Below are 24,076 nucleotides of genomic sequence, written 5' to 3' on the forward strand. Positions count from 1 at the left end.
CCGCGCCGGCTGGCGGTCTCCAGGGTGATGTCAGAAGCAAGACGGAATCCCGATCGCAAACGGGCACAGAATCCAGAATTTTTTTGAGTCTTTTTTTGCCATCAGCCCAACAGCATGATGCCGCCGGGCAACCTCCGGATCCTGGCGTTGAAGGCCTGCTCCAACCGCGTCAGAACATCGTCCATCTGATTGATTCGGAAACGGCCATTGACCTCGCGCTTCCCAAGGACTGCATTGGTTAGGATGATGCGGCCCGGCCGATAACGGTTGATTTCCGCGACCACCTCCGCCAGCGGCGTCGCGCGAAAGACGACAATGCCACGTTGCCAGTCAGACGCACTCTCCATGTCGACCGTCGCAATTTGGCTAAGTCCGCTCAAGTCGTAGCGGATCTGTTGCCCCCGCTGAAGTTCCGCCGCGTTTGCCCCGTGTACAATGTGAACCGATCCATCGAAACAGGTGACGCACACGGCCCCCTTCTGGTCGGACGTTATGTGGCGGACGTCAAAGCGGGCAGTGTTCGCGATGGCCGAGCCGCCTCCGGCCAGCACCGCCAATGCTCCGCGCGTGTGGGACGACGTCGCAAACGACGCCTCACCCGCGATCAGTTCGATTCGATCGACACCATCCTGGGGATGGCGAATCGCAAGACTCGTCTGCGTATTCATGTTGATCGAGACATTCTCTGCAAAGGTCACGACCCGCTGCTCACCGGTTCCGGTGCGAAAATCAGCGCGCACCTCGGATAGCGACGGCCATAAGCCTAACGGCGGATCGATAGCGAGATACGTCGCCCCGGCGGCTGCAGCCAATCCGCCGCCGAGCAGGACGCGCCGGTTCATGACCTGACGGCGCAAGCTCAGTTCAGAGAGATCGACGGCCAGTTCGCCCCCGCGATGGCGCAGGACTTCACCGATCGGTCCGACGTCGCGCCAAGCGCGACGCGCCGCTGCAAATGCCGCGGCGCGATCGGGGCCTTGCGCCAACCAGCGCTTCAACGCCTCTGCATCGTCCGACGTTACGTCCCCGGACAGCAATTTCTGCGCCCAGGCGACAGCCTCACGTTCCACCGGCCTAAGTTCGGCGGAATGGTCGCGCATTGTGGTCATCTCGGTCCCGCGCCGCCCGGCGCGTTGCTGCTATCGGCCATCAATGGCCCTTTGGCTTCAAGGACGATTCTCGACGGCCAAATGGACACGATCAATCCTGCAAATTCCTGAAACGTGCAACACAATGCTCGTGGGCGAGCCGCAATTCCTTTGTCACCAGGCGGATCGAAACGCCAAGCCGGGCGGCGATCTCCTCCCGCGACAGGCCGTCGAGGCGCCGGGCCAGCAGGATGGCCCGGCGACGCGGAGGAAGCTCAGCGAGCACCGACTCGAATGTCTGCAGATCGGAGCGCGCCTGCAAAGCCTGTTCGGGGCCAGGCGTCTCGTCAGCCAGATCGAACAGGCTGTCGATCTCGATGGCTGTCAGATGGCGTTTGTCGGCACGGCGCTGGTCTTCTGCCGCATTGAGAACGGCGCGGAAAAGATAGCTGTCGGGGCTTTGGACGACGCCGACGGAATCCGCACGGGACAGTCGTACCCATGTATCGTGCAACGCGTCTCCAGCGAGGTCCGCGGAGCCCAACCGCTTCGTCAGTCGTGCCTTGAGGTCATCATACCGATCGATGAACAGTCGTCGTAAGGTCGAAAGAGCTGCGTCCGTCAAGGTGCGCCTCTCGTCTGTCGCGCGACCGGGAGCGGGGCGTCGCAGCCCATGGTCACGCCGGCCGCTTGCGGTACGACCATAATGAGGACCGGTTGCCGGAATCCTGCGGGCGGCTCATCAAATCTGACATCGCGCAGGATTGCGTCTATGCGCTGATCGACGCCAACATTGCCAGATGAGCCAAGACGTTGCGACCGTTCGTTTGCGCCGTTTGGACCGATCCAGAACACTGCGACAAAGCGATAGTTGCCCGGAGGGGCGTCGCTGCTTCGACAGAATGCGTCTCGAAGTCGGTCCTGAATGAGACCATAGTACTGCCGATCCAACGCCGCCGAGCCCGACGGGCGTGATGCTGGCTTGCCGATTTGCGACGCCGGCAATAGCACGAACGAATTGTCGGCCATGAACCGCGCCGACAGCCCCGTTCCGGTCAGCAGCTTCTGCAAGGCCTCGCGTGGTGTGAATACACCATGGACATCGCCGGACACACGGCCTTGCGCAAGACTCGTATCGTAAAAGGCCTCCCGTCCGGTCACGTCTCCATAACGATCGAGCGAGGAAGCTAAGGGCTGCGTCGGAATGCTGAATTCGATCGGCCCGTCCATTGATGCGGTCTGGGCCAACCCCAATCCGGTCGTCGAAATAATTCCCGTCAACGCTAGCGCGGCCGCCCAAGTCCGCACGGGACCATGCCCAAGACAAAACAACTTGAAACCCGCTTCGATCCGGCCTGGCTATCGCTTCGACTTATTGAAGCATAGACTGTCCGTCGTGTAGACAGGACAACAACTGCCGTCCACGACGTGTTCGACGATCCACTTGCTGACGGCCTCGAGATAATGCGTCGGCAACCGCCCCGTCGCCGACGATGCCGCGGAAGCTAACGAGCGAATATTACCGTTTCACGACAATGAGATTGATTGGCAATGCGATCAGCCCCGTCGACGCGACGGCCTCGTGAGTTCGAGCTGTGTGTACCGAAGCTAGACTAAACCCTGGGTAGTGGTGATGAAGGCCGTATTGGTTGGTTGCGGGGCAACCACCGATACCGACATTCGGTTCAAGTAGCGATCTGACTGTGGGCGTCCCTTGCGTCCCGAACGTAAGTAGCAATCGGAAAGATCAACAAAAACAGTGCAGTTTGCTCGCGATTGGCCACCATTATCGCCGTTTATTCACGGTGTTTCGGTGGTCAATTGGTGGTCAGCCTCCAATCTACTCCGATCGCTAGGTTAGGATAATTAGCGCTCGCGTGGGGTCTAGTAGGGTACGCCGGTAATTTTCCCAGCCAACAGCAGTTTATCGACTTGATCTCCATAGATGGTCCGACCGGCGCGGATCGACTGGGGATTATAGGCGAGTTGGCGCGGATCTCTAGGATGCAGCAATTATATTGATCGACGACACTGCGACCTGGTGGAGCAGAGTTGGTGGAGAGAATTTGCTCCAATCTACGGTTCGAAAAACGTCCCATTGAACTTCTCTCGCCAATTTTCCGTTCTGTATCGTCAGCAACCTGCCACTGCCACTTTTATGTTGGCATTAGTCAAAGAACTCACCGTGGGACATGACGAATAGCCGCGGTCTTCAGAAACCTAGTCTGGCTCTGCGGCAGCGAGGACAGGTGCTGGCGGCTGCTGCTGTTTCGCAAGACTGGCGGCGCACGGCTTCCAGCGCGGAATCCTCAATCGATTCAATCTAATCCCACCCCGCTCTAGCGCCGGTTCTCACTGCAAACGCTGGTGAGCGGGTATGCCGAGAATAAGTTGTGCCAACGTTTGGCGATCAATCTCCCCGAGCGGGTTGCGCGGCACAGCGTCCACGACCACCAGCAGCTCCGGCACTTTGTAATCCGCCAGCTGCTCCCTGGTGGCGCCCACAATGTTATCGATTGCCGCCTCGTCGCTACCGCCCTCAAGCTGCACAACGGCCGCCACGCGCTGGCCCAGCACAGGATCCGGCGCGCCAAAGACCGCCGCATCGCGCACCAGCGGATGGCTCAGCAACGCTCTTTCGATCTCGATCGGTGAAATAGCGGACCCGCCGCGGACTATGACATCCTTCTCGCGACCAGCGGCCGGCGTCACGCTCCGGTACTTCATGCGTTGCGTCATCCGAGAATTCCTTACAAGGTTTTGAGCTGTCGGCGTCGCGGTACCGGTCGCGATCAACTTGATCGCGCCTCCGGATTTGCTCGCTGCTCCATTTCTTCCGCGGAAGCGATGTGCTCATCCGGCTCATTAGATAGTACCGAGATTTGTAATTCGGATTGCACCCTGCCCTGTCGCGCCAGCTCGATGGCTCAACTGCTCCACGGAGCGTCATGCAAGTCATGAAACAACGCGGAGACGTAGAGCAGCTCGTCCTCGAATTTTAGCTTCTGGCGGATTCCTTTCATCGCAGCGAACACAAACACCCGAACCGAGTGGTTGAACAACATCTGGCTTTCACGTTTTCGCACGGGTTCGGCGGCTGCGTGCGCGATGCTGCTATCGGGAATTGCGCTGCACCGCCTTCCGCAGCACACGGATCTCGGCCGGCGCAGCGGATCGCTTGGCAGCATGCCAGCACCGAGCATGGCAAGGCCGAGCATATTCATGTGATCGGGTGGATTTGGCGTCGGATTTCCTGCCGCCGGTACACTACGAATATACGCGATCACGGCCTTGATGTCGTCGTCGCTCAGTCGGCCGGCCCTGACGTAGGACATCAATGTCAGCCACCGGCCCTCCGCGTCGACGCCGTTACGAATTGCGCGGAAAATCTCGCCATCGGACCAGTGCTTCAATGGCCCGGCCGGAGTAAGATTTGCAGCCCCGAAGGACCCGATTGGAACCTGGAGTTCTACCGCGAGATCGTAGCCGCCGGTGAGCGTGCCAGCGAGTGAATGGCAGGCGCCACAAAGACGGTCGGCTATATCCTTGCCAGGCGCAGTGAGATCCGGCGTAGCCGCAACCTTGATATCGGGGATGGGCGCGGAGCGGCTGTGCCGCTTGATCATCCCGAGCGACGCGAGCGCGCTGGCAGACAACACCGGGACGGACAGCAGCGCCAACAGACCTGCGCCGCCCCATTTGCCGATGTGGTTTTTAACACGCCAAGTGCGGAAACCAGACCAGGCCAATAACGCAGCAATGACGATCAATACCACCAGCACAACGATGTTTTGCATTGCTACTCCTAGACAAATGATTGCGCACGCGGACGTGAACTGAGCAGAATGGAATCTGCCGGTCGTTCACGCCGACGACAAATCTCGCGAGGCAGCCGTCGGCAGCGTGCCGTCAAAGCTAGGCCACTGAGCGGGTGGCGTCGTGGGCCTAACGCGCCCGTTCGTGCCTTGCGCCACGCACGGGGTTGAACGTCGTCGCCCTGACTAGGCGAGACCGGAGAAGGCGGAAGCCACGGCGAAGCCGGCAAGCCCGATCAGGAAGACGGACCTGCGTCCATAAATTGCGTCCATAAATATCGCCAAGCCGTCCGCCGGTGATGAGAAAGACCGCATAGACCGCGGCTAGCCGGAAATGATGAGCTGCGCGTCCGCCGCCGTGGCGTGCAGACCCGACGTGATCGACGGCATCGCGGCAATGACGATTGCTTCATTTTTCTTTTTTCAACTTTCGTTCAATCCATATCCGGTGGGCGACGGCGAGCCCGCCGGTGAAACCCATCGCGCGGCAAACAAGGCAGGCAGTGACGGCGCGCATGGATATGATTCGCGGGAGTGGATGGAATCAGACGAAGTGGATTGCCTCGCCTGTATGAACGTGCGTGCGATTGACAGGAGCGCGCCTCGACACCAACGGCAGCTTGTCGAAGGCAAGACGGCGCCGGCGGAAGGCTGCGGGTTTTTGTCCGCGAGTGGGCGCTCTATTGCGCTCTTGATGTGAATAACAAACTCGCCTTACCTGCTAATCCTTCGGTCGTACTAACCGTTGACCATAAAAGCACGTCTCCAGCTCAACGTAGCTTGGTGGGATCGAAGCGTCGTCAGCTGTTAACCCCATGCATATTTTCTTTTCGGACGGTGCAAATTGCGTCCATTGCTTTTGAAGCTGATCCTTTGCCTTTTGCTCGTCGTCCACACATTTCTTGATCGCTGCGCTCAAACCTACATTTGGGTCGAATACGGAGGCACTGTCGATTTTGCACCCCCGTTCAATGTCGAAGTTTGGAACGTTATGCGCAACCGTGACGATCAGTTGCGAAGCCAGGAGTAGAGGTAAAAATGAAATTATCATCCTTTTTCTTCCTCTTGCGTTTGCACGGACTGAAATAGCGCTCGCTTTCCGGAAATAAACCTGGCCCCGATGAGGCTGTATGGACCGGGGACCTACAGGCCAGAAAGGAAGCTAGATTCGGCCTGGGCATACCGCAGTTAAACTGCCTCGATAGATCAGAACCGCCGTCTGGTATTTTCAGTCACCCGGATGGGTACTCAGCGGCCCCTGTTAACGGCAACGCAGTTGGTTCGATTGCGTTGGCTCAGACGGATTTGGTCAATCGATGATTTAATGCGGTGGCGACGACATCCAATGCTCTGATGAGATCAGATCGACTGCTGGCGGCGCCGAGCGAGATACGAACAGCGTGAGGCGGAACGCTATCGACGGTGAATGGCTCGGAGCTGGCGACCGCAAGACCTTGTCTCTGAACATGCGGCGCCCATTCGGTGCTGGTCCAGTCACCCGGCAACGGGATCCAGATGTGATGGCCGTTGGGATGTGCCAAAAAGCAGTGTGGTGCGAGCACGCTGGCGGCCAACTTTTGTCTTGCTGCCGCTTCGGCTCGAATGGCGCCGATGATCGCATTGGCGCTGCCGTCCTGCAGCCACCGCGTGACAAGCGCGACGGTTAGTGGCGTCGGCATCTGAACGCTTGCGCGCAGCGCAGTCGCCAGAAGCTCCGCGGACGCGCGGCCGGGGGTCAGGACAAATGATACACGGAGGCCGGGTGCGATACACTTTGATAGGCTCGCCATGAAGTATGTCCGCTCCGGAATCAATGAGCAAGCGGCACCGCGTCCGGCTCGAGTGGGCCATAGGCGTCGTCTTCCAGCAGCAATACGTCGTTTCTCCGCACTATCTCGGCCACCTCCTCACGCCGACAAGGCGGCATTGTCGCCGTCGTCGGATTGTGGATAGTCGGAACCAAATACACCGCCTTGGGGGCATGTCGCCGACACGCCGCGTCAAGCGCGGTCGGAACGACGCCGTGCTCGTCCATCGGGACCCCGACCAGGCGAACGCCCGCATATCCGGCCGCAGCCCTTATCCCGGGATAGGTCAGCGCTTCAGTGAGAACCACATCACCCGGCGACATCAGCGTTTTAAGCAGATTGAAAATTGCGTTCTGAGTTCCCGGGCAGATCACGAGCCGATCACCACGCCCGTTCGCGATGCGCGAACGAAGCCACTCTGCAGCGATGTTACGCTCGGCTTGGCATGCTCCAAAGACTGAATTTCTTCCAACCGCCGGCCCCGACTTAGGGGATAGGGGCGAGGCTCTGAACCCACTTTCACCATCTCATTACGTTTTTCTGCGCGACTTCCCCGCGTCGTGAGCTGCCGCAAAAGGCAAGCGCCTTCCCGGAGAACGCGCCAAACTGCTCCCTGACTTCAGATAGTATTTGGTCGACCAGTATCTTCACCGGTGCCCGACTGATCCATATAGCGCCTCGAAGCCGTCCCGAGATCCACCCGTGAGGCCCCCGAGGCAGCGCGGGACCAGTTCGGCCGGATCGACAGGCAGTCGCTTTAATACGTCTGCGACAGATACTCGACGATCTTGCCGACGTCCGCTTCGTCGATCGGTGCGCCGTACACCTTGATCATCTTCATGACCTCGGCCTGCCAGAAATCCTTCTTAAACTTTGGGCCCTGTGGCTGAGTCTTTATGTAGTCGGACGAATGACACGCGGTGCAATTGCCTTGCGCCACCTCAAGGTTTGGCCCCGGCTTGAACGTGGCGGTTTCCGGAGGGAGCTCGTAAGAGACCGGTTTGGCCCGAACTGCGACGCTGATGCCGGCGATCGCAGCAACACTCGCCATCATCGATACTGCTCTCAACGCAGTCCTGTGCAAGGTCATGACTAGGCTCCTCAGGCTGCTGTAACAGACGTTGTTTCAATCACGTTGCGCATGTAGCCGGACGGATTCCATGTTGCAGTTTCGTGCTGTGTCTGCCCGGCCTGGTTGGTGGCGCGAACCTTGAGGTCATGCGCGCCGGGCGGCAACCCGACCGAGAGCTGCCATTCACGGAACGAATACTTGCCAAGATCCTTGCCGAGCTTGGCCGCCTGCCAGGTCTTGCCGCCGTCGGGCGACAGGCTGACGTCCTTGATACCAGTTCCGCCATCGAAGGCGATGCCTTTGACTATTGTGGGGCCCCCGGCCTTCACCTTGGCGCCGTTGGTCAGGTTGGTGATGAAAGAACGGACGTTGAGGCGATTGATCGGCACTGTCGACTTCGGTGCGGCGCCGGGATCGACGCAGGCGCAGCTGTTGTCCGGGATCCGATATGCTCCTTTCATCCAGAAGCCATCGAACACCGAGTCGAGCACGGTGATCTCGTTCAGGTGCTTGACCCAATAGGTCCCAAAATAGCCGGGCACCACGAGCCGCAGCGGGAACCCGTTCAGCAGCGGCAAGTCAGTCCCGTTCATGGCATAGGCCAGCATCACCTCGCCATCACGGGCGTGATCGATATCCAGCGCCTTGACGTAATCCGGTGTTCTATCGCTCACCGGACCATCGAGGCCGCCGAACGTCACCTGCTTGGCGCCCTGCTGCACGCCGGCCTTATCGAGTACCGCTTTCAGCGGCACGCCGCGCCAACGTGCATTGCCCATGGCGCCGTTGGCGAGCTGACCACCGGCGACGCGTGGATCCGAAAATCCCCGGCTATTGCCGGAACATTGATTGACTGCCACGAGATCAATGGCCGGCATCTTCTTGATCTCGGCCAGTGACAGCTTCAACGGCTTGGCGACCTTTCCTTTGATCTCAACGGAGAATGTATCCGGATCGATCTCCAGAGGAATATCGGCGAGATGGTAGCGCACGAAGAACGCATCGTTCGGCGTGAGCACATCTTCATTGAACACCGAGAACGGCGTCTCCAACTGTGGGGGCCGGCTGGTCAGGCCGATCATCAAACGCTTCTGAGGGTATCTGACCAGCGGCCGCTCGCCATTGCCGAACGGCAACGTCACAGTCTCAGCCAAAGCTGAATTTGATGAAAATGGCAGAACGGCACCGGATGCTGCAAGCATAACTCCGGAGCGTATAAAGGTGCGTCTGTCGATCACAGCGGTCCTCCTGTTGCCTTGTGTCCAAGTGACGTTCAGCTCTCGCCGCAAGCGCCAAAGCGTTCCGCAAGATGATTGCCGTTCGAAAGCCACATCGTCGGTTGAGATCAAGCGATAGCGAAACCTTCATCACGCATGGCGGCGTGCATATTTCATCACGCTGTCATCGGCTTAGACCACCGAGTCGGCGGCGTCGTAGGCCTAACGCGTCCTTTCGTGCCTTAGGTCACGCACCAAGTTGGCGTTGTCGCCCCGCACATGAACACCGGATGCGTGACCGAACCGTTGGCGGATCTCCTCATCCGTTTCGATTTCATGACTGCCCTGGCGCTCTGTCTATTCGGGTTTCCCACCGGCGGCCTCGGCCGAGACGGCCGCCAGCATGGCTGACATGATGCCCACCGAAGGGAAAGCGTCCGGCGCCACGCCCTGTCCGGCCAGGATATCGCGGGGTTCGCGATACGCGATGCGGACGTGGCCTTCGGCGGTCTCATAGACTAAGACGCGCAACGGCAGGTCAAGGCCCAGCGTCTGGTGCGCCTGCATCAGAGGCGTGCCGGCGTTCGCCCCGCCGAACGTCACCACCGTGGTGCGGCCAAGCGTAAGGCCTGCGCCCCGCGCATTGGCGGCGTGGTCGACAATGCCGAACACCTCTACCTGCCTGTGCTTCACGCTGGCGACCAGGGCATTCAGCGTGTCGTCGAAAGGGCGGGAGGAAACGACGACGATCAAGCTATCAGTCATGTGTCACCCCTTGCAGCGGTTCAGACGTTCACACTGAGGCCGGCCAAGCCTCTTTGCCAATATTCCAGCTCGCGAGGCGGCGTTTCAATATCACTGCAGCCTGGATTGCGCCGTGGCACCAACCCAGCCCTTTTGTCGATGGCGGCACGGCCACGGCTACCGTCTACAGTCCTTCGTACACAAGTTTGGTGAAGAACTCCGGATCGATCACAAATCTTCCCCATTTGTCGTCGAAGGCCGCGGTCGGCTTCGCCGCAATGATTTCTTCGAGGGATTTCCCCTGTGACTTCAGTGCAACGATCTTATCGCGCACCGCGACCAGCATGTCGCGAAACTCGATCAAGTGAGCGCGGTTGCCGACCGGCCCATGACCAGGAACCAGGATTGTTTGATTCGTGGTGCGTTCGATAGCCTTGTTAGCCCAGGCGATGGCCGAATTGACGCTGCCGCCGTGTTCGTTGTCGATGAACGGATAGTATCCGTTCCAGAACGTGTCGCCGAAGGCCATCACATCGGCCTTTTCAAAGTACACCAACACATCGCCGTCAGTATGGCCGGGGCCGAAATGTTCCACCTTTATGGAGTCGCCCGCAAAGGTGAAATCCCTCTCATTTTCCACGATGATCGTCGGGCGCGCGCCGGCCGGAAGGGGAGCGAACGTCCAATTCCAATCATCGATGCGAGTGGTATCGGAAAGATGCTTCAGCGTATTTCTCTGTGCAATGATCGTGGCGCCGGCTGCCTGCATCCACTCGTTTCCGTCGGTATGATCCCAGTGCCAATGGGTGTTTACGACATATTTCAAGGGTGACGGGCTGATCTTATTGAGAGCCGCCTCCAACTTGTCTTTCGACGGCTTGATGCCGGCATCGACGAGGAACTTGCCCTCGCTTCCCGACAGAACCACGATATTTGCCCCGGATCCCATCAGGACATTGATATTGCCGCGCAAGGGCACGGTGACGATGTCGCCCTTGGCTCGCTCCAGATATCGCGCGCCGGCCCCGGTATGGAAATAGTCGCCTTTTACGGGTGCTGGCGCAGCGGCAAGTGCGGCGGCAGCATATCCAAAAGCAAGAAGAGCCGAACATAGGAATACGGCGGTCGATGGAATCGCAGGCAGGTTTGTCGGCATGATGTCCTTCCCTGACCCATACTAATTCAGCGTGGATGAGAATGGGTCTACTGGCTATTAGATCCGCACGCAGCCTTGTCGAAACGCACGCTTTGGATCGGCTCATTCCGTCGGTGCTAAGGGCATATGCGACCATCGCGTATGCTTTCCTTCACTTCCGATTGTTACGCTGATCGTCGATCTCGAAAGCCACGAGCTCTCAGATTGTGCGACAGGCGGTAGCCGCGGGCTTTGGCCTTCGCCTGCGCAGGTTCTATTGCAACGTTTGGAGTCGGGGTCGCGTGTCATCTGCGACCCACCTGACATTCCAGACAATCCAGACAACGTCTGTGGTCACCAAAGATGCTGGGCCGAGCAGGTTGATGGCTCTGTATTGATCGTCGGACGCACTGACGGAGGTGCGCTCGGTACTAGATGGTTGGTATGGCGAAGGCTTCACCGACGTCTTGTAGAAACGCGATGCCAAAAGCGAAATTCGAGAAAGTGTTCGAGGCCGATGCCTTTGGACGTTGCAGGACAAGCAGACGCCCCCTTTCGTGGGATCGCCTCATCAAGGCGGTCAATCTATCGGCCAAGATTTCCGTGCAATGTCCAGAAAATCCTATGATGCCGGAAAGACGCGGGCGGACAGCGCCGTGTCTGTTCCCGCCTTTAACCCTGATGACCAAACCTGTCAAAACCGCCAATGACGGCAGCCATCGCGCGATGGTACAGCCAGAATTACTAATCTTGGTACTGTTCTATGCTCGGGGCGGAACAACTTTACTCGCTAGAACGAGGTAGCGGTACGGCAACCGCACTGCTGCCGAACGGAGAAAGTCATGAGACTTGTTAGGATGAGCAAGGACAAAGTCGGCCTCCTGGTGCTTCTTCCCACTGGCCTGCATGTGATCGACATCGCAAACAGCCTGGGTGTCTTTGCACCTCACGATCCGTTGTCAAACGGCCTTCTGAACGGCGCGCTAAAGGACGGTTGCAATTGGTCGCTGATTGTCAAGCATTGGGCTCACTTGCGATCGCCGCTCAAAAAACTGGCGAGCGTCGCTATAGCCAATCCAGGTCACTCATGCTTGGTCATGCAGCCGTTCACGGAACAATTGCTAACCGAAGATGCCACGGATGGCATCCTCGCGATCGATATAACCGACAGTGAACGTCCGGAAGAGCAGGATCCGAGGCGCCGGCCGCCATGGCACGACAGTTCAGTGAGTGAGCTTCCCGAGAATAAGTTCAGGCTCTTGTCGGGCTGACTGTTCAATGCAGAAGGCGCGATCAAGTGGAAAACTGGTCGATCCGACCTGAGAGTCTGAATTGAAGATCGCCTCGTCAGCTCACCGGCGTAGACAGCTGGTCGCCCAGAGGGTCATCAAATGCGCTCGTGATCAAGGGCGAAGCCTCGCAAACGCCCCGAAGCGGATGGCGCCGAGCCAGACCAGCGCGAACGGCAGCGCCCGATTGAGCGTCATGAGGGCGATCATCATGGCCGGGACTCCGCCGTCCAGTTCGCGGGCACATCGAGATAGGCCAGATCATCGCGATCGGCTATAGCACGAAGCCGAAGACCAGCGTGATCAGCCGGTGAGGCGCACCGCTGGGGCCCAAAGGTGTCCTCGTCGCCTCGCCGCGTGAACCGGCATCGAGCCCCATCAATCTGAGCACCAGCCCGATCACCACGAGCAAGCGTTGATTTGAAGCAAGTGATGCTCCGCCAGTCAGAGCTTCACCACTTACAGTTTCCCCACGCCGAGAAAATGGCGGACGCCTCCCAGATCAGAAGCAGGCTGCCGGCCGACCTCGAGCAAGGCGCGGGCGCTGTCGGTCATGATGAGCCAGCCGCCGGCCAACAGCATGACGTCCTTTATCACCAGCCGACCGGCGCCTGAGAGCCAAGGGAAGCCGTGCGGCGTATCGCCAAGCGCCGGGACCCAAACCTCGGGCGTCGTGATCAGGAACGACAACGTGACGAATGGCGTGAGAAAGGCCAGTATCGCTCCCAACATTCCGTATCGACGCGAGAAAAGCCCGACCAACGTCAGCAGGCCGATTATGATCTCGACTGAACCCAATCCATCCGAGAACGAATAGGTATGGTTTTCCGTCTGCCAGGCTCTATCAGCCGGCTTCAACTCTCCTTCCCTCGTAAGGTGGGCCTTGTATTGATTGGGATGCTTGTAAAAAAATGACAAAAACGGGCTGTTTGCAACGAACAGTGTAATACTGTCGGCCTCGTAGGGGGCGAACTTGAGCGCGCCGATCCACAGGAAGACGATTGCAATCGCCACGCGCATCACCTGCATACCTACCTTGTCGGTGTTCGCGATCCATTCAAGCACGAAACGGAGATAGCCGATCATGACCTTTTCCTCATCCATTTCATCGAACACGATTAGGTTGCAGCATCCGGTCGTGTCGTATTTCAATAATCCGAATGTTTTTTCAAAATACACGGCTTGCGTCGGATCGAAAGACGAGGATATCGGGTGCAGCTTTCGGGTTAGCTCTTCGCGTTCAAACAAAGTCACAGCAGAAAGCGAATGCGGGCTCTGATCTGCTGACTGCTGGGTGGGAAACGTACCGAGACGTAGCGTCTCCTGTCTGATCGCGCTACAATTCCAGTTCATTCGAGTGGCTCCTGTGACCCGCGGTATTCGGCCCCTTACCCCTGCTTACATGCCCGCTTTCGCGAGCAGGAGGCTGAGGCTTTGCCGCTGAGGCGAACCACGGAGCCTCTGTCCACCGCAAGCTTGGCGGCGGGTCCCGCCAGCCCCGGTTCACCGTCGGCGGCCGATGAGTGCGCCGCGACGCACTCCGACGTACGCCGTTATTCGGGCACGACCAGAGCCTTGGCCTTGCGCAGCCCATTCATCACTTGTGGATCCAGGTTCAGATGCGCCTGCACCAGTTCGGGCGGCGTGGCTGCCATCCAGGTGTCTAGAGAAAAGTCGACAAAGCGGTCGCTCTTGAACGTCTCGAGAAATCGCAGCGTGTTCGGCCCCGTGTTCTCGAGGTAGTGCCCCATCGCCACCGGCACGTACCCGACATCGCCGGCCTGCAGATCGAACGTTCGGGCCTGCCCCTGGCCGGCGAACACGCCCATGCGCGTCTGCCCCTCGATGACGTAGAGCCACTCGTCGCCATTGGGGTGCCAGTGCACCTCGCGCAATCCGCCCGGCTCGACTTCGACGAGCGCCGCGGCGGTCGTGGTGCTGATCGGGAACAGACGGGAATCGGTGATCCGCACCGATCCGCTTCTGGTCTTGATCGGCACCTGCTCCATCATCCGCCACGTGTAGTTCGTCTCCGCCGCCTGTGCGCCCGGTATGGCTTCGGAGCCGAGCGGCCCCGGTATCGGCGCGGGAAAAATATAGCGTTCGCTTTCCTCGGGGGTGTGGCCGAACAGCGCGGCAGGCACGCCGAAATTCTTACCCAGCACGTCGGGCGGCACGCGCCGGAACCAGTCGTTGAGCAGGAAAGTGTTGTCTTCGTCGAAGTCGCCGTCGTCGAAGACGAGAAGGAATTCGCAGCCGTCGGGACCGAGGCCCTGGATCGAGTGCGGGGTCCCGCCCGGGAAGAACCAGAGGTCGCCGACACCGACATCGTCGACGAAATAGCGCCCCTCGGAATCGACGGCCGTCACGCGCGCCTTGCCATACAGCATGTAGGCCCATTCCGACGCCTTGTGCCAATGCAGCTCGCGCACGCCGCCGGCGTTCAGACGCATGTTCACGCCGGCGATGGACGTCGCAACCCCGAGCTCGCGCCGCGTGACCTGGCGGGTCCAGCCGCCCGGCTCGAGCCGCACATGCGCATCGGAAAACGAGAAGCGCAGGTTCGGCAACGTGCCATGATCGGTCGATGGCGGAACCAACAGATCCGGGTTCTGCTGATCCCGCATCAGATTGCGCGGGCCGGGATCGGTGCCGCCGTGACCAGGCCGCTGTGGCTGTGGAGTAGCGGCGCCTCCGGTTTGCGCATGCGCGAGACCCGCAGTCGTAAGAAGACCACCGGCGGCGGTTGCCGCCAATAGATGCCGACGGGAAATGGAATCCATGCTTGGTTCTCCTAAGGGGCTGCTGCTGCGCACGACGCGGTGCTTGACTTCTCCGTGCGTCGTCGGACGGAAGCGGTTCACGCTATCAATGCAGTAGGCGATCCAACCGCGAACGAGGAGTTGGGAGTACCCTGCTTTCTCCGCAAGCTTTAGCCAGCGTCGATATTTCTTGTTAGCACGATTTCCAGCAGTTTCCGACAGGGCGCACTAACATTAGCACTGGCAGCCTCGATATCAATGAACTGACGTTCGCGGCCGATTGACCGCTCACGCCGACGCTCTCCCGCGGTCAACCGGCGGATGCTGAGGCGTCGGCAACTGGCTGCTCGCGCGCAGGACAATTAACTTTCGGCGAGACCGTGTAGCTTGCTTCGTTCAGCGCCAGCTGTTCTGCCGCACGTCCTTGGCCCGGCTGCCGAAGTCCTGCGACATCAATGCAAGAACTCGAAGGGCTGCGCATAGAAACCGTTGCAGAAGCCAGATCGTTTCGGCCAAGAGTCGACGCCTAAGTCGAAAAGCTGATAGCCCGTCAAGGCGCAACCAACGGCGTTAGGTTCTCGCCGTAGGACTCACGGCAGTCCTGATATGTCGGGATGTACTCGCCAGACTGAGAGGCCGCCAATTGATGCTGCGCGCGAAAAAGCGAACTGACCAGAATGGAATCTGTGATGGTCCACGCTGACGATACATTTCGAGACGCGGCCGTCGCCAGCTGCCATCTCAGACAGGCTACCGCGCGGCCGGCGTCCTGGGTCTAACGCGCCGCCGCGGCCGCTACGCCACGCACTAGGTTGGCGTCGTTCCCTGTAGGTGAACGCTGGGTGCGTGACCGAACCTTTGGCGGAACGCACGGGCGAAATTGTTGTAGTCGCGATACCCACAAGCGTAGGCTATCTCGTTCAGACTCTGGCCCGACTTCATCGATGCCCGACGATTGATACTGCGCGCAGCTTGATCCAGGCGCACTGATTGAATGAAGCCGCTGCAGCTACAACCGCGGTTCGTGAACAGTTTTTGGAGATAACGTAGCGAAATACCGACCTCGGCCGCAATCTTAGATGGACCGAAATCCGGATCGGCAAAGCGATCTTTGACGACAAAGCAGATGCGCCTGAACAATCGATCCGAATGAAGGGACCTCGGTGCTGGATCTTCCGGCGCTAATAGCGCTCCGAGCAGATCAAAAACCGCCAATTGCATATAGTTGCCGGCCGACGTAGGCGTAGATACCTCTTCGTTGACGGCGTCCAGAACGAGTTGGAATAGCAGGCGTGATGCAGGCGTTCCAGAGCAGCCAGTAAGGCCGCCGCGCGGCTCGAATCCAACGCCACGAATCAGACGCTGGCGAGGCAACTGCAGTGTGATCCACTGTTCGTGGCCATCATTAAGATACGTCACCGGGCGGGCACAATTTACGAACGCGACATCTCCCACCCCCAGTGCTACGGCCTGATCATCTTGAATGATCGTTGATCGTCCAGCGACCTGAAATACGGCAAAGCAGTGATCAAGGCCGTCAAGGCGAATATCCCTTTGTGTCCGTTCGCAACGGCATTTGTTGTTCCTAATCTCCGACGCATTAAGTCCGAAGATGTCCCGGGGTCGAACTCGGCCGGCAAAGGCTTCAGGGTTGTCTATCGTGTGCAGCCCACAAATCGGGCGCAACAGATCCCTCCACTGTTCGTAATTCAACTCGGGCGTCTGCAGAAGGTCAGCACTGCGCATCAGACGGTCAGCACTCCGCATTGTCACCAAGATCCCTTAAGGCTGTGGTTTGAAGCTCCTAAAAGAGGGCTCCGATCCGACTCTTCAACGCCACGCGCAATCAAATGTTGGAGAAGCGCGCGATCGTGACACCCGGCAGTGATGAGCTGAGCAGCGCTGAGACGATCGGGTCGCCAGCTTAAAGATGAAGGCCCAGGTCCCAGGTAAATGAAGCCACGCCGAGAGGCCGATCAGCACCGCAACCAGGAACGCGAACCCTGGCTACCGGGTTGTGAGGCGCCGGCAATAGGTTAGTTGTTAGCGCGTACTTATTCGTTGATCTCCCGGCAGAGCCGGACAACATGCTCCGCATCCAACATTCCTACTACGTCCGGTTCTCACCTGGTATGTTTGGTTCTGGGTTGACTTGGTGATCCCTTCAGATTCCTTTACCACCCTGCTCTTCGTCACCCTGTTCTTCTACAAACCCGCCGATAGCGGATCACCGCGGCTTACGCGGTCTTGTCCGCGGCGACCTTCACCTCGACGAGATCGACGGAGGATCACGCTCTCGTCCTGCTTGCCCCCCCGAGACCTCGACCTCGCCGCCGAGATCGCGAGCGACACCATTCTGCACCGGCGACTTGCATGCCGCTGGCATACTCCAGTCAATCGTCGAATTCGTCGGGCGACGCCAGTGCGTGACGCGAGGCACGAAAGGGCGCGTTCGACCCACGACGCGGCCCCGCTCGGCGGCCTAACGTGAGGCGCGTCTGGTTTCGGAACCGCACTAATTCAGGCCCCACCCACACACCCGTAATCACGAACGGCGGAGGAGAACAACAGAGGCTTTTCGGACCGTCCACGCGTCTTGGCTTGGGTATGGCACTAGAAACAGGGATGTATGTCATGGCTTTTAACGATGCGTCGCTGCCGCCGGTATTGCCGGAAGATGCCGCGCCCCTCCTGGCTGCGGTCGCGGGTTCGGTTCTATTGCCGGGCGAGGCGGGATACGATGACGAACGCGCCGTCTGGAATCTGAATCACGAGCTGGTGCCTGCGGCGATCGTGGTGCCGGAGAGCGCGCGCGATGTCCAGGCCGCCGTTACTTTCGCGGCGGAGCAGCACCGGCCGGTCCTGGTGAAGACAACCGGCCACCAGATTGTCGGCCAGGCGCGCGGCGCCGTCGTGATCGCGACTCATCGAATGAACGACATAACGATCGACGTGGCCGGCCCCACGGCTCGGGTCGGCGCCGGAGCCCTATGGTCGGAGGTCATCGCAAAGGCGGCCAAAGCCGGGCTGGCCCCGCTGAACGGGTCAAACCCCACCGTGGGAGTCTCCGGTTATACGCTAGGCGGCGGCCTCAGCCCGACCCTCGGCCGCTCCCACGGCTACGCCGCCGACCACGTGCGTTCGCTCGACGTGGTGACCGCGGACGGCAAACTGCGGCATGTCGATGCCGAGTCCGAGCCCGACCTGTTCTGGGCGCTGCGCGGCGGCAAGGGCAACTTCGGAGTGGTCACTGCGCTGGAATTCGACTTGTTCCCGGTGACCCGCCTTTACGGCGGCGGCATCTACTTCCCCGGTGAGCGTACGGCGGACGTGCTGAGAGCCTGGACCGCTTGGCACCCGAGCACCCCGGAGAGCATGGTCACGTCGATCGCCGTGATGCGGATGCCGTCGGTGCCCGGAGTGCCCGAGCCTGTACGCGGGAAGTTTCTGGTGTCCGTGCGGATCGCCTACAACGGCACGACCGCGGACGGCGAGCGGATGATAGCGCCGCTGCGGGCGGTAGCTCCGGCAGTCCTGGACACCGTGCGGGACATGCCGTACACCGAAGTCGCGTCGATCCACAGCGAGCCGACCGACCCGCTGCCCTACTACGAACGGGGCATCATGCTGCGAGAGTTTCCGGCGCAGGCGCAGGACAAACTGATCGAACTGGTCGGTCCGGATTCCGAGACCGCCCTGGTGATCGCCGAGCTTCGTGCCCTGGGCGGGGCGTGGGACCGGGAGCCGGCGATGCCCAACGCCGTAGCTACAAGGGGCCTGCCGTACAGCCTGCTCGGCGTCTCGGCCGGTCCGCTGTCGCAGGAGCAGCAACTCAAGAGGTCGGTCGCCGAGCTGCTCGACGGCATGAAGCCCTGGCAGGGCGACCGGCGTTTCGTGAACAACCTCGCGCCGGATGAGGCGGCCGACGGCGCGGCGATTTACGGGCCGGAGCGCTACGCGCGCTTGGCGTCCATCAAGAAAACCTACGACCCGGCCAACATGTTCCGGCTCAACCACAATGTGATTCCGGCCACCTGATTTGACAAAGCCGCCCGGCATCACGGCGAGCTGGCGATTTTGGCTGCTACTGAAGCTGCTACTGAATAGGCGGTCACACGAACTCTCAATTCGGTGGGCTCGATATAATTCCGCGCGGCCGCCCAAGCCTTGCTCGGTGCTGTATTGAAATCAATATAGAGAGCCGAAGGCAGAGCGACTCGCTGGAGTTACGGGCGGGCGATTTTCTTTTCAGGCGGGGACCGAAGGCGCGCTCGGAGGAGCTCAAGGCGCGGGCGATGATCAAGACGGGCATCCTGACGACGAACGCGAGCCATGCTGAAGGACCTACAGCGACGTGCGTCAGCGTTCGATTCTGCAATCCCGATTCTTTTTCGAAAGATGGTTGCTGGAGATTTCTTCATGCTTTGGCTGTGCGAAAGAGCTTAGCATTTTAGCGGAAGACTATGTTGCGAGGGATGAGTTGAGACCATAGAAGCAGAGCTAAGCTCCTGTGTGTACCGAAAACCTAAAGCCGGACATAGTGGTGATGGAGTCCGCGGAGAATGGGGAACGATTTGATGCTTGCGGTCCGCTGAACCGGGCGAGAAACCGGCGCATCTTTGTCCAACGACCGATGCGTTCTGACACGATTGTAATAGTCGGCGTAGGATTGCAGAACCCGACGCAAATGCACCTGGCCCAGGACAATGATGTGGTCCAAACACTCGCGGCGGATCGATCCGATCAACCGTTCGGCAAGGCCATTCTGCCACGGCGAGGCCGGTGCAACAGGCTTGTCGCGGATGCCCATGGCGCGCAATCGGCGCGTAACGAGGCTGCCATAGATGCGATCGCGATCGCGAATGAGGTATTTTAGGGCCTCATCCCAAGGAAAGGCCTCCGTAATCTGACGTGCAACCCATTCCGCCGTCGGATTTCTTGTGATGTTGATCAAGACCAAGTCTCTGCGGTCCAGTCGGATGATGACGAATGCATAGAGCAGGTCGAAACCGATGGTGGGAACAACGAACAAGTCCATGGCGGCAACGTCCGGCGCGTGGTTACGCAGGAAGGTCCGCCATCCCTGGCTTGGTGGGCCTCGCCGCTTAACCATGTACTTGGCGACACTCGACTGCGCCAGCTCAAAGCCGAGCTTGAGCAGTTCGCCATGGATGCGTGGCGCGCCCCAAAGCGGATTCTCCATGCTCATGTGCCGGATCAGCGCGCGCAGTTCGGCGTCGATCTGCGGCCGCCCTCCCTGTGGGTACGACTTCCAACGCCAGTAGCGGCGAAAGCCGGCCCGATGCCAACGCACGAGCGTCTCGGGCCGGATGATCGTGAGGACCTGCAAGATCGATGGAAACCAGCGATACAGCTGAATGAAGAACCAGCGATCATCGTTGGTGAGCCGGACGCGACCATGCAGCTTACGCCTTAAGGCAATCAATTGATGTCGGAGCGCCGCGTTCTCCGCTTCAAGCCGCAACTTCGACTTGAATGGCGAAGCCAAGACCGCCAAAACAAAACAGAGTAGCCCGATCATTCTTCCAGCTTAGGCGATTCCGTCACCTCATCAACTCGGATAAGGTTTTCGGTACACACAGATCTCGCAGACATTTTTGATTTGCAGAATCGCTTAACAAGCAGCGTCATAGGCGCTATTTCTCCGCAGCTTGAGCGAGCCGAAATGGAGCGCGTCCGGCGCAAGCCAACGGAGAATCTGAAGGCTTATGACTACTATCTTCGCGCGCTGTTTGTCGCCTACCAGCAAACCCGAAAGGGAAATGTTGAAGCTCTCAGGCTGACGAAAATTGCAATCTCGCTCGATCTGCGTTCGCCCGGGCCTACGCTTTTGCAGCAAGTAATTTTGGACAGAAGAAAGCGTGGGCGTGGACAAGGAATGCTGCCCAAGAGCGGGCTGAAACCCGGCAGCTTGCCGAACGAGCGATACAGCTCGACCAGGATGATCCTCTGGTGCTTGCGTTGTCAGGACAAGCGTACTCATACGTACTCGAAGAGCCGGAGAAAGGGGAAGCTCTTTGTGCAAGCGCCATTGCCCTCGATCCCAATTCGGTTTTGGCGCGCAATTGGAAAGGCTGGACAAATATTTATCTCGGAAATGACGACGCTGCGATTGAGCAATTTTCGGCGGCAATTCGCCTAAGTCCTCTCGATCCTCGCTTGTTTTTGATTCAAACCTGGATGGCATACGCTCATTTCTTTGCTGGATGGTATGAAGATGGTCTGTCCTGGGCCACGAGTGCCATCCAGAGCCAGTCAAATTTTCCCCGCGACCGTGGCCACGAGTGGCGCGGCATCCTCGGGCAATACCGGCGGCAGGGACGAATCGCTGAAAGTCATGACATACATCCTGATGTTACTGCTATATCCGAAGCCAAGACACCTTGATCGCCGCGATCAGTTCGGCGGTCGTGTCAAGAGCATCGGATCGACCAGTTTGCCTTTGAGAGCGCGGCGGCCAGCTGCAGTACGGCCGAGATTTCGTCCGGGGTTGCACCAGCGTGCAATCACTCGACGATCAAGGCAGGTTTGAGAGCCACAGCCTCGGATAAATTGTAGAAGTTGGGCGAGGTCGCCATGACCGCCTCGTGGACCTCGACGAACTGTTCTTTTGTGCCGCTACCCTTGATACGGACGGTATATCTGAGGGTCTCGTAGCCTGGGGGCACGGCAGGATCGATCCCGAGGAAGCCGCGAAGATCGATCTCGCCATCGGTTTCGATCGACAGGCTTTCGAGGGTGATTCCACGCACCGCGCACTGCGCCACGTATCCGACGGTCATGCAGGCGTTGAGCGCCGCGATCAGATGCTCCTGCGGATTGGCGAAACGGTTCGTTCCGCCGAGTTCGCGAGGCTCGTCGATGTCGATGCAGAACCGGCGCGGCACCTTTTCTCCGCCCATCTCATAACGCTCGATTTCGGCGCGGCTCCGCGTCTGGCCCTGCCAGGTCGTGACGGCGTGCCAGTTCGTCTTGCCTTTGGCAGGTTTGCGCTTGACGTCGTCGATCAGCGCAACCAGGTCGTCGACATTGATGCCGTTGACGACGGTGGAGTCGGCAGTCTTCGTTGGTGCACCCATCATGGGGCTCCTTTGCTTGGGTTGGGTTAGACTTCACGTTTGGATTATTGCAGCGTCGCAAGCGCCTGCTGGATGCGCTGGCCCTGCTTTTCAGTGATCAAGCTCGACAGCACCTTGCTGAAGTGTGGGTGCTGGGCGCCTGAACGACGGAATTGTAGTCCTTGTCGCCCTGTACTTTCGGTTCAGATGGCCACCCTTCCGGTCGATCCACCGCCATCGACGAATAGGGTCTGCCCGGTGATACAACTGGCCTGCCACGGGCGATGCCGACCACATGATGATCGGCATCGTCGAGCCGCGTTGAGAGTGCGCGCCAATGCCTTTGCTGGCACCGGTGACGAGAAATGTTCGTCCGCAGAAACCGCCCGGCACCGGACGCCTCGACCCACCGCCGCGGTCAGGCTGCATCGCGTGCAGCACTACCGATCGGATAAGCAGGGAAGTCCGTGAAACCCACCTCGCCGCGTCGGGTGTAATAAGTTGATCGGTCCGCTACGGCTAACGGCCAGCCGTGCTTGAGACGCTCAACAAGGTCCGGGTTTGCGATATATGGTCTGCCGAAGGCGATCAGGTCCACCAACCCGGTGTCGAGCGAAGCCTGGGCGCGCTCGCGGTCATTGAAGCCGCCACACCAGATGAAGGCGCCAGGAAACACCGCCCGAGCCTTGGCAAGCAGCGCGTGGTCGAGGTACCGAGGCTTGAACTCCGCCGCCTCCATGTTTCCTTCGGGCAGTAGCTCGTAGAGCAGATGGATGTACGCCACGCCGCGACGCCCCAGCTGCTCGACAACGTACAGAAACGTTTCCTCCGTAAGAGGGTCCGCCGGCATGGAGCCGTACTTGCCGAACGGAGACAGGCGAACACCCACGCGCCCCGGACCGAATTCAGCCACCACCGCATCGACGACTTCCATCAGGAAGCGCGTACGATCTTCCATGCTGCCCCCGCCGTAACGGTCGGTGCGCGTATTGAGCACCGAGTTCATGAACTGCTCGATCAGATAGCCGTTGGCCGCATGGAGTTCGACACCATCGAATCCGACCTCCCGTGCATTGGCGGCGGCTTTGGCGAAGGTGCCCACCATGGCCGACACCTCATCCGTGCTGAGAGGCCTCGGCGTCTCCACAGACATAAAACGCAACCGTCCGTCCGGGCCATGGGCGAACACCTCTGAACCCGCAGCCCTTTCGCCGGTCACGCCCACCGGGGCCTGGCCGTTCGGCAGAAGCGAGGAATGGGCCAACCTGCCGACGTGCCACAACTGCATAAAGATCGTGCCGCCATGCCGGTGAACCTCATCGGTCACCAGGCGCCAGCCCTGCATTTGGGCTTCCGAGTGGATTCCGGGTATCCTCGCGTAACCATGACTGGACTGATCCACGTCGTTGACCTCGGAAATGATCAGGCCGGCGCTGGCCCTCTGGCCGTAATAGGTGGCGATCATCTCGTTCGGGAGGTCACCATCGGTCGGGAGGTCGCCTTCGGACGTTCGCGTGCGGGTCATGGGTGGCATGACGATGCGGTTCTTCAGCGGAACAGTGCCGCCAAGCAGTTGAGTTTCGAACAGGTCGGCCATAGATCATCCTCCGATCAGATTTCTGCCGAAGGTTTATTCTTCGGTAGTCGTTCCGATCTACACACGAATTGGTCAGTGGTCGGCGGATGAAGATCATCAAGAGACTACCCGGCTTGCCGGTCGAGCGCGCGCTAGGCGTCTTTTCGGGACGCTGGAAGGCGGTCATCCTTTCCGTGTTGCTGGACGGCCCGCAACGCACATGCGAGCTGGAAAAGCGCATTGCCGGCATCTCGCAGAAGGTGTTGATCGGGCAGCTGCGAGCGCTTGAGGAACATGGAACGGTGAGCCGGCAGCCCAGCGCCGACGATCGTCAGGGGGTCGAATACCTGCTCACCCCGCTCGGCGAAAGCCTGCGGCCCGTATTGGATTCCCTCATAGAATGGGGAGCCCATCACGCCAAGGAGCTCGATGAGCTCGATAGGCTTCTGCCATGCGATGCTGTCGTCCGCGATCGTCCGACCTGACGCCTA

The 24,076-nt window shown here is 59.5% G+C and carries 23 protein-coding genes and 1 pseudogene; 5 read left to right on the forward strand and 19 right to left on the reverse strand.

Annotated features, from left to right (window positions below; translation table 11 throughout):
- Positions 1 to 101 precede the first annotated feature (101 nt).
- The 6 genes and pseudogenes from AC5ZG5_RS30105 to AC5ZG5_RS30130 form a co-directional block, all read right to left on the reverse strand.
- A complete protein-coding gene (locus tag AC5ZG5_RS30105; RefSeq protein WP_456645018.1) occupies positions 102 to 842 on the reverse strand; it encodes a FecR family protein in 741 nt (246 codons plus the stop codon).
- 108 nt (positions 843 to 950) lie between these two features.
- Positions 951 to 1,109 (reverse strand): annotated as a pseudogene (locus tag AC5ZG5_RS30110) (FecR/PupR family sigma factor regulator); the annotation flags it as partial.
- Positions 1,110 to 1,200: 91 nt separating this feature from the next.
- On the reverse strand, positions 1,201 to 1,713 hold the full coding sequence (locus tag AC5ZG5_RS30115; RefSeq protein ID WP_130227844.1) for an RNA polymerase sigma factor: 513 nt from the start codon (positions 1,711 to 1,713) through the stop codon (positions 1,201 to 1,203).
- A complete protein-coding gene (locus AC5ZG5_RS30120) occupies positions 1,710 to 2,336 on the reverse strand; it encodes a secretin and TonB N-terminal domain-containing protein (protein ID WP_456645007.1) in 627 nt (208 codons plus the stop codon). The genes AC5ZG5_RS30115 and AC5ZG5_RS30120 overlap by 4 nt, the downstream gene beginning before the upstream one ends.
- Before the next feature lie 1,104 nt (positions 2,337 to 3,440).
- Entirely contained in the window at positions 3,441 to 3,827 is a 387-nt protein-coding gene (locus tag AC5ZG5_RS30125) for an AMP-binding enzyme (RefSeq protein WP_130227842.1), read from the reverse strand.
- Between the two features lie 188 nt (positions 3,828 to 4,015).
- Complete coding sequence (locus AC5ZG5_RS30130) at positions 4,016 to 4,885, reverse strand: c-type cytochrome (RefSeq protein WP_456645006.1); 870 nt, start codon at positions 4,883 to 4,885, stop codon at positions 4,016 to 4,018.
- A 394-nt stretch (positions 4,886 to 5,279) separates the two neighbouring features.
- Here AC5ZG5_RS30130 and AC5ZG5_RS30135 point away from each other — a divergent pair, with 394 nt between their 5' ends.
- Positions 5,280 to 5,603, forward strand: coding sequence for a hypothetical protein (locus tag AC5ZG5_RS30135; protein ID WP_456645005.1), 324 nt, complete (start codon positions 5,280 to 5,282; stop codon positions 5,601 to 5,603).
- Positions 5,604 to 5,624: 21 nt separating this feature from the next.
- Here AC5ZG5_RS30135 and AC5ZG5_RS30140 read toward each other — a convergent pair whose 3' ends face one another.
- The 7 genes from AC5ZG5_RS30140 to AC5ZG5_RS30170 all read right to left on the reverse strand — a co-directional run bounded on the left by AC5ZG5_RS30140 (position 5,625) and on the right by AC5ZG5_RS30170 (position 10,900).
- Positions 5,625 to 5,954: a hypothetical protein gene (locus tag AC5ZG5_RS30140; RefSeq protein ID WP_130227840.1), complete on the reverse strand. Its 330-nt coding sequence runs from the start codon at positions 5,952 to 5,954 to the stop codon at positions 5,625 to 5,627.
- Between the two features lie 244 nt (positions 5,955 to 6,198).
- Complete coding sequence (locus AC5ZG5_RS30145; protein ID WP_456645004.1) at positions 6,199 to 6,717, reverse strand: aminotransferase-like domain-containing protein; 519 nt, start codon at positions 6,715 to 6,717, stop codon at positions 6,199 to 6,201.
- Positions 6,714 to 7,139, reverse strand: coding sequence for an aminotransferase class I/II-fold pyridoxal phosphate-dependent enzyme (locus AC5ZG5_RS30150; RefSeq protein WP_130227838.1), 426 nt, complete (start codon positions 7,137 to 7,139; stop codon positions 6,714 to 6,716). Before AC5ZG5_RS30150 ends, AC5ZG5_RS30145 begins: the two co-directional genes overlap by 4 nt.
- 329 nt (positions 7,140 to 7,468) lie before the next feature.
- Positions 7,469 to 7,801, reverse strand: coding sequence for a SorB family sulfite dehydrogenase c-type cytochrome subunit (gene sorB / locus AC5ZG5_RS30155; protein ID WP_130227837.1), 333 nt, complete (start codon positions 7,799 to 7,801; stop codon positions 7,469 to 7,471).
- 11 nt (positions 7,802 to 7,812) lie between these two features.
- Entirely contained in the window at positions 7,813 to 9,021 is a 1,209-nt protein-coding gene (gene sorA, locus AC5ZG5_RS30160; RefSeq protein WP_456645003.1) for a SorA family sulfite dehydrogenase catalytic subunit, read from the reverse strand.
- Between the two features lie 336 nt (positions 9,022 to 9,357).
- Entirely contained in the window at positions 9,358 to 9,765 is a 408-nt protein-coding gene (locus AC5ZG5_RS30165; RefSeq protein ID WP_130227835.1) for a DUF302 domain-containing protein, read from the reverse strand.
- Between the two features lie 163 nt (positions 9,766 to 9,928).
- A complete protein-coding gene (locus AC5ZG5_RS30170; RefSeq protein ID WP_130227834.1) occupies positions 9,929 to 10,900 on the reverse strand; it encodes an MBL fold metallo-hydrolase in 972 nt (323 codons plus the stop codon).
- Between the two features lie 836 nt (positions 10,901 to 11,736).
- Between AC5ZG5_RS30170 and AC5ZG5_RS30175 the strand changes: the two genes are divergently transcribed.
- Positions 11,737 to 12,150 (forward strand): hypothetical protein, encoded by a 414-nt coding sequence (locus tag AC5ZG5_RS30175; protein WP_130227833.1) that lies wholly within the window; start codon positions 11,737 to 11,739, stop codon positions 12,148 to 12,150.
- Between the two features lie 477 nt (positions 12,151 to 12,627).
- Here AC5ZG5_RS30175 and rclC read toward each other — a convergent pair whose 3' ends face one another.
- The 3 genes from rclC to AC5ZG5_RS30190 form a co-directional block, all read right to left on the reverse strand.
- On the reverse strand, positions 12,628 to 13,521 hold the full coding sequence (gene rclC / locus AC5ZG5_RS30180; RefSeq protein ID WP_283813290.1) for a reactive chlorine resistance membrane protein RclC: 894 nt from the start codon (positions 13,519 to 13,521) through the stop codon (positions 12,628 to 12,630).
- A 200-nt stretch (positions 13,522 to 13,721) separates the two neighbouring features.
- Positions 13,722 to 14,951, reverse strand: coding sequence for a cupin domain-containing protein (locus AC5ZG5_RS30185; RefSeq protein ID WP_456645002.1), 1,230 nt, complete (start codon positions 14,949 to 14,951; stop codon positions 13,722 to 13,724).
- A 786-nt stretch (positions 14,952 to 15,737) separates the two neighbouring features.
- On the reverse strand, positions 15,738 to 16,676 hold the full coding sequence (locus AC5ZG5_RS30190; RefSeq protein ID WP_456645001.1) for a helix-turn-helix domain-containing protein: 939 nt from the start codon (positions 16,674 to 16,676) through the stop codon (positions 15,738 to 15,740).
- 888 nt (positions 16,677 to 17,564) lie between these two features.
- Here AC5ZG5_RS30190 and AC5ZG5_RS30195 point away from each other — a divergent pair.
- Entirely contained in the window at positions 17,565 to 18,968 is a 1,404-nt protein-coding gene (locus AC5ZG5_RS30195) for an FAD-binding oxidoreductase (protein ID WP_456645000.1), read from the forward strand.
- 487 nt (positions 18,969 to 19,455) lie between these two features.
- Here the strand turns inward: AC5ZG5_RS30195 and AC5ZG5_RS30200 are convergent, their stop codons facing one another.
- Positions 19,456 to 20,439, reverse strand: coding sequence for an integrase core domain-containing protein (locus tag AC5ZG5_RS30200; RefSeq protein ID WP_456671226.1), 984 nt, complete (start codon positions 20,437 to 20,439; stop codon positions 19,456 to 19,458).
- Positions 20,440 to 20,903: 464 nt separating this feature from the next.
- On the opposite strand from AC5ZG5_RS30200, the gene AC5ZG5_RS30205 reads away from it, so the two are divergent.
- Positions 20,904 to 21,338, forward strand: coding sequence for a tetratricopeptide repeat protein (locus tag AC5ZG5_RS30205; protein WP_130227210.1), 435 nt, complete (start codon positions 20,904 to 20,906; stop codon positions 21,336 to 21,338).
- A 119-nt stretch (positions 21,339 to 21,457) separates the two neighbouring features.
- Here AC5ZG5_RS30205 and AC5ZG5_RS30210 read toward each other — a convergent pair whose 3' ends face one another.
- A complete protein-coding gene (locus AC5ZG5_RS30210; protein WP_130227209.1) occupies positions 21,458 to 22,030 on the reverse strand; it encodes an OsmC family protein in 573 nt (190 codons plus the stop codon).
- Positions 22,031 to 22,427: 397 nt separating this feature from the next.
- Positions 22,428 to 23,606, reverse strand: coding sequence for an alkene reductase (locus AC5ZG5_RS30215; protein WP_456644998.1), 1,179 nt, complete (start codon positions 23,604 to 23,606; stop codon positions 22,428 to 22,430).
- Positions 23,607 to 23,692: 86 nt separating this feature from the next.
- Here AC5ZG5_RS30215 and AC5ZG5_RS30220 point away from each other — a divergent pair, with 86 nt between their 5' ends.
- Positions 23,693 to 24,070 (forward strand): winged helix-turn-helix transcriptional regulator, encoded by a 378-nt coding sequence (locus tag AC5ZG5_RS30220; RefSeq protein ID WP_130227207.1) that lies wholly within the window; start codon positions 23,693 to 23,695, stop codon positions 24,068 to 24,070.
- Positions 24,071 to 24,076: the final 6 nt, after the last annotated feature.

The organism is Bradyrhizobium sp. Ses1 (assembly GCF_059512365.1).